The organism is Mesorhizobium sp. M7A.F.Ca.AU.002.02.1.1 (genome assembly GCF_003998535.1).
GTDB classification, from domain to species: Bacteria; Pseudomonadota; Alphaproteobacteria; order Rhizobiales; family Rhizobiaceae; genus Mesorhizobium; species Mesorhizobium ciceri.
In genome coordinates this window covers 1-6,185 of sequence record NZ_RZPB01000354.1, presented here as the reverse complement: position 1 = coordinate 6,185, position 6,185 = coordinate 1, and the positions used below count along the sequence as shown (strand labels likewise).

The 6,185-nt window shown below is 62.7% G+C and carries 4 protein-coding genes and 1 pseudogene; 2 read left to right on the top strand and 3 right to left on the bottom strand.

Going from position 1 to position 6,185, the window contains the following annotated elements:
• From EN879_RS20790 to EN879_RS20780, 3 genes and pseudogenes are all read right to left on the bottom strand, one after another.
• Nucleotides 1-412: pseudogene (locus tag EN879_RS20790) on the bottom strand (aminodeoxychorismate synthase component I); the annotation flags it as partial.
• 182 nt (nt 413-594) lie between these two features.
• Complete coding sequence (locus tag EN879_RS20785) at nt 595-1,335, bottom strand: proton-conducting membrane transporter (protein WP_127274216.1); 741 nt, start codon at nt 1,333-1,335, stop codon at nt 595-597.
• A 361-nt stretch (nt 1,336-1,696) separates the two neighbouring features.
• The gene (locus tag EN879_RS20780; protein WP_063168941.1) at nt 1,697-3,529 is read right to left on the bottom strand and encodes a M3 family oligoendopeptidase; all 1,833 of its coding nucleotides are present in this window, start codon (nt 3,527-3,529) and stop codon (nt 1,697-1,699) included.
• 175 nt (nt 3,530-3,704) lie between these two features.
• Between EN879_RS20780 and EN879_RS20775 the strand changes: the two genes are divergently transcribed.
• Both EN879_RS20775 and EN879_RS20770 read left to right on the top strand, forming a co-directional pair.
• Nucleotides 3,705-5,240: a sigma-54 dependent transcriptional regulator gene (locus EN879_RS20775; RefSeq protein ID WP_063168940.1), complete on the top strand. Its 1,536-nt coding sequence runs from the start codon at nt 3,705-3,707 to the stop codon at nt 5,238-5,240.
• A gap of 409 nt (nt 5,241-5,649) precedes the next feature.
• A partial coding sequence (locus EN879_RS20770; RefSeq protein WP_127274215.1) for a DUF882 domain-containing protein occupies nt 5,650-6,185 on the top strand: 536 nt, incomplete at its 3' end.

The following is a 6,185-nucleotide window of genomic DNA, read 5'->3' as shown; positions in this document are numbered from 1 at the left end:
GATTGCCCTGGTAGCAATCACCTTGCCGGATGTGCTGGTGCAGCCGCGAGAAGCGTTTTTCATAATCCTCGGGCGACCACGTCGCACGGGCGTCGAAGATCGGGCCATTGGTCGCCGCCATATTGCGCGGCGGCACCGCCTGTTCGACCGGGGCATCGAAAACCCCAAGGCACACGAGTGGGGCGCGGCGTCCATTCGGCAGCAGGGGAACGAGCTTGGGTTCGAGCAGGTAGCCCGCCTCATACGAGAAATAGCCGGCAAGCCATTTGCCTGCATCATGCGCGGCTTGTGCTGCTTCCAGAGCCGGCCCGAAATCGCCTGCATCGTGCGCCACGATGATATCGGCCGGCCGGTCGAAAACGAGCTGGCGCGCGCTTTTGTCATTGCGAAAAATTGCGGCGGGCAGGGACATGGGCACCGAATGCTGCGGTCAATGAAGCCATCAACCGCTCTATATGGGGTGCCGCCCGCGCGCAATCGAGGGAACGGCACGCTGCCTCTTAAAGCCGACCTTTGGGCCAACTCAGGAACCAAGAGCAAACGGCGACGCCGATATGGCGCCGCCGCTTGCAATCTTCAGGTCGTGCCTGGCGATCAGCTGTTGCTGGAGGTTCCGGCTGTTGGAAACTGCTTGGCGAATTCCTTCTCGTTGCCGGCGGCGAGCAGCTTGGCCTGCTCGATCCAGCGTTCGCGCGCGATGCGGCCATCGAAATTCATGACGTCCTCGATCCGTTTGATATCGGCCGCTGTCCAGGACGCGATCTGGGCGAAGCTGGTGACGCCTTGTGCCTTGAGCAGTTTCTCATTGACCGGACCGATACCGATCAGCCGACGCAGATTGTCGGGCTTTCCGGATGCTGGCTTGGCTGTTGCAGGCTTGGCTGTTGCAGGCTTGACTGTTGCAGGCTTGCTCATTGCGGATTTGGCTGGAGCCGAGGTTTTGGTGGCGACGGGTTTCGCCGCCGGCTTGGCAGAGACCGCTTTCGCAGCGGCCGGTTTGGCCGTCGCGGGCTTTGTGGTGGCGGATTTGGCCGTCGCGGGGGTCGACATCAGGGCCGCCGGCGCCTGGCTTGCCGGTTTTGCCGCGCTGCTTCCGGCGGCAGGTGCGGCCGACGCTTCGCGCAGCCGGCGCTCAAGGTCGGCGCGGGTCGTGCCGCATGCATCGAGTTCGCCGGTCAGGCGGTCGCTGTCGGTGCGCAGCCTGTCGCGTTCGCTGCGTGTACGGTCGAGATCGCCGCGCAAGCTGTCGAGTTCACCGCGCAGGCGCCCCCAAAGGAACCAGCCGACCAATACGCCTATCAGGAACGCCAGGACCACGTAGAAAAAAGTGCCCATTGTCTCTCTCCAGTCAGATCCGTCTGCCGTGGGTCATGATCTTCGGCGAAGGACTACTCTTGGTGGTTCCGCGGTAAGCAGAACAGCCGGCTTCGGTTCGAGCTGTCGGCGATCGGCTTTGCTTGCCCATGGCCAACGGCCGTTGTCGCGTTCGCCTGAGCGCCACGGCCGGCTGAGATTTCTCCTCGCCGATCCGCATGCGCTCCGGCTGAGCTTGGAGCGAAGGCTATCATAGAGCTTGTGGAAAGCTATCGGAAAACTTCGGTGGAGAGTACTTCAAGAACAGATATTTAGGGCGATAGTAGAGCTGTCCCAACATGCATTCCGGCTAAACTGTTAGAGCGACGCCTGGGGGCGCATTTCAAGTGTCGAGCGCTTCCAGCTCGTCGATCAGGCCACCGATGACGCCAAGTCCGATCTGCCAGAAGGCGGGATCGGTGGCGTCGAGCCCGAAGGGCGCCAGAAGCTCGGAATGATGTTTGGTGCCGCCGGCGCGCAGCATTTCGAAATACTTGTCCTGAAAGCCGCGCTCGGCGTTCTGGTAGACCGCGTAAAGCGAGTTCACCAGGCAGTCGCCGAAAGCATAGGCATAGACATAAAAGGGCGAATGGATGAAGTGCGGGATGTAGGTCCAGAACACCTCGTAGCCTTCGCGCAGCTTGATGGCGGGACCCAGACTTTCGGCCTGCACTTCGAGCCAGAACTGACCGAGCCTGTCGGAGGTCAGTTCGCCGTTCTTGCGTTCGGCATGCACCTTGCGCTCGAATTCATAGAAGGCGATCTGGCGCACGACCGTGTTGATCATGTCCTCGACCTTCTGGGCGAGCATGGCCTTGCGCTCGCGCCGGTCGGTGGTCTGGTCGAGCAGCGAGCGGAAGGTCAGCATCTCGCCGAAGACCGATGCCGTCTCGGCCAGCGTCAGCGGCGTCGAGGCCATCAGCGCACCCTGGCCGCCGGCCAGCACCTGATGCACGCCATGGCCAAGCTCGTGCGCCAGCGTCATCACATCGCGCGGCTTGCCCATGTAGTTGAGCAGGACATAGGGATGCGCCGACGGTACGGTCGGATGCGCGAAGGCGCCAGGCGACTTGCCGGGCCGCACCGGCGCGTCGATCCAGTTGCGGTCGAAGAAGGTTCGCGCGATCTCGGCCATGTCGGGCGAAAAGCGCTGATAGGCGGACAGCACGGTGTTCCTGGCCTCGTCCCAGCCGATGATCGCCTGGGGCGTATCCGGCAACGGCGCGTTGCGGTCCCAATGGTTCATCACCTCCATGCCCAGCCAGCGTGCCTTCATCGCGTAGTAGCGGTGCGAGAGGCGCGGATAGGCATCGCGAACGGCGGAGGCCAAGGCGTCCACCACACTGCGCTCGACGCGGTTGGCCAGATGGCGTGAATCGGCGATGTCCTCGAAGCCACGCCAGCGGTCGGATATCTCCTTGTCCTTGGCCAGCGTGTTGGTGATCAGCGTGAAGGTGCGCAAGTTCTTGCGGAAGGTCGTGGCCAGCGCCTCGGACGCCCGGCGGCGCACCTCGCCGTCGGCGTCCTGCAGACGGTTCAGCGCCGGCTCCAACGTCAGTTCCTCGCCGTCGATGTGGAAGCGAAGGTCGGTCATCGTCTCGTCGAACAGGCGGTTCCAGGCGCCGCGTCCGGTGATCGACTTTTCGTGGAAGAGCTGCTCGACGCGGTCCTCGAGCTGGTAAGGCTTGTCCTTGCGCAGATCGAGCACCCATGGCCGATAGTGGCCGAAGGCGGGATCGCCGGCGAGCGCGCCTTCGATCGACGCATCGTCGATCAGGTTGAGTTCGAGCGCGAAGAACAGAAGGTGCGCGCTGGCGTCGGTCATCTTCTCCTGGATGTCGCCATAGAGCTTGGCGCGCTGGGGATCGGCGGTGTTTCCGGCATAAACCAGTCCCGCATAGGAGACGATGCGGCCGATCAGTTCCTCCAGCGCCTCGTAGGCGACAAGCGCCTCGCCCAGCCTGCCGGCGCCGCCGCGCTCGGCTTCGGCGGCCAGCGTACCCTTCCAGCGGCTCTCGAAACTGGTCGCATCGGTGGCGGCCTTGGCGATGTCGCGCTTCAGCTCCGGCGCGTCCATGCCGGCATAGAGGTCGGCAAGGTTCCATTCCGGCAGGTCGCCCAGCTCGGCCGCGCCTTGACCCGACGCCGGCGCCGCCAGCCGCCGTGCGGAAACCATGTGCCCAGAATCCCTATGCATTGCCGACACCTTCCGTGGCCAAGGTTCAAGGAGAAACGAGAAGCCGGTCAAATCCTAAGGAATTCATTCACCGGGTTTTTTGAAACCTTATTTAGAACCCTGTGCCAAGATGGTCCACAGGGCAGAATTCCTCGGGCGGGCAGTCACACCAGTCATGACAGGTTCCATACTCATAGTCGATGACGATCCGGTGCAACGCCGGCTGCTCGAAGCGGCGGTGACGCGGTTCGGCTACAGCGCAATCGTGGTCGACGGCGGCGCGGCCGCTCTCGACATCCTCGATGGACCCGGCGCCCGCGAGGTGTCGGTGGTCATCCTCGATCTGGTCATGCCCGGTCTCGACGGTATCGGCGTGCTGAAGGCGATGCGCGAGCGCGACATCAACGTGCCGGCGATCGTGCAAACCGCGCAGGGCGGAATCGAGACCGTGGTTTCGGCGATGCGTCATGGCGCCTTCGATTTCGTCGTCAAGCCGGCGTCTCCCGACAGGCTGCAGGCATCGATCGGCAATGCGCTCAAGGTCGAGGCCGTCGAGGGCGAGGTCAAGCGCACATCGCGCCGGCGCGGCGGCCTCCTGACCTTCAAGGACATGATCACGCACAGCCCGGCCATGGACAGGGTGATCCGTCTTGGCCAGAAAGCGGCGGCATCCAACATTCCGATCCTGATCGAGGGCGAGTCCGGCGTCGGCAAGGAACTGGTGGCGCGCGCCATCCAGGGCAGTGGCGACCGCCGCACGAAGCCCTTCGTCACCGTCAATTGCGGCGCCATTCCAGACAATCTGGTCGAATCGATCCTGTTCGGTCACGAGAAGGGCTCGTTCACCGGGGCCACCGACAAGCACACCGGCAAGTTCGTCGAAGCGCATTCGGGCACGCTGTTTCTCGACGAGATCGGCGACCTGCCGCTCGACGTGCAGGTCAAGCTGTTGCGTGCGGTCCAGGACGGCGAGGTCGACCCGGTCGGTGGGCGCTCGACCGTCAGGGTCGACATCAGGCTGATTTCGGCGACGCACCGCAACCTCCTGCAGCAGGTCAAGGACGGCAAGTTCCGCGAGGATCTGTTCTACCGGCTGAACGTCTATCCGATCTTCGTGCCGCCGCTGCGCGACCGCCGCGACGACATCCCATATCTGGTCACCCATTTCATGGAGAAGGTCGCGCCGGCCGACCCGCACCGTCGCCTGCAAGGTATTTCGGCGGCAGCGCTCGCGGTGCTGCAGGCCTATGACTGGCCCGGAAACATCCGGCAGCTCGAAAACGCCGTCTTTCGCGCCTCGGTGCTTTGCGAAGGCTATATGTTAACCGCGGAGGACTTCCCGCAGATCCGGGCGCAAGTGGAAGGCACCGTCAACCTCGATATGGATGGCGACGCGCCGTCGCCGTCCTTGCCTTTGCAGGCGCGCGATGACGAAGCCTTGCCCGGCGAGGGCGGCCCGGCAATCGCGTTCGATCCGCCGGCAAGGCTGCAGCCTCGCTTCGGCACGTTGCGGGCGCTCGACGAGCGCGGCAATGTGCGGGCACTTGCCGATGTCGAACTCGAGATGATCAAGCTTGCCATCGATCACTACAACGGACAGATGAGCGAAGTCGCCCGCCGACTCGGCATCGGCCGCTCGACGCTCTATCGCAAGCTCAAGGAACACGGCATCGATCCGGAGACAGGCCGCGTCGATCGACTAGCCTCCTAAGGGCGATGCCGGGCTGAGCTTTGGCCCGGCTTCCGGCTTTGCCACAAGGCCGGCGCCAGCTTGCAATGCCACAACGGGCCTTGTATCGCCGTTTCGGCGGCATTGTGGCTGTCTCGTGGACAGCTCTGTTCACGCATTAAGGCTAACGGTAACAGATCGTGTTTGGGGCGAAGGCGAAAATCCGATCTAAACCAGCGGTTTACCAAGAAACCTTGTGAACAATTTTTGACGGGATATCGCCACGGTGTTACCGCATTTCGGCTTCAATAAGCGATGATTAACCATTAGGATCGATATTCGGGTGTGCTAATGCCACATCCGTTTGGACAAATCCGGGGACAAACGGCAGCCTGCAAGGCCTTTTGATTTGAACAGAATCGAACGACACACAAACAGGCGGCACCATCATTTGAGCGTCTGGCCGAAGTGGCTGGCAGTGTTGGTTGTCGCTTTTGGTTTTGTTGCCGCGGCTGCGAGCGGAGCCAGCGCCGAAACACGGTCGCTGAAGCTTTATCATCTCCACACCCATGAGAAGGCCGAGATCGTCTACAAGCGCAACGGCCGCTACGTTCCCGAGGGTCTCCGCAAGATCAACATCATTTTGCGCGACTGGCGTCGCAACGAGCCAACCAAGATGGATCCGCGCCTGCTGGATCTCGTCTGGGAGGCGTATCGGGAAGCAGGTGCCACGGACTATATCCAGGTCGTCTGCGGCTATCGCTCGCCGTCGACGAACTCGATGCTGCGCAGCCGCAGCAGGGGCGTGGCCGAGAAGAGCCAGCACATGCTCGGCAAGGCGATGGATTTCTATATTCCCGGCGTGCCGCTGAAGAAGCTGCGCAACATCGGCCTCAAGATGCAGGGCGGCGGCGTCGGCTACTATCCGTCATCGGGTTCGCCGTTCGTCCACATGGATGTCGGCAATGTGCGCCATTGGCCCGGTAT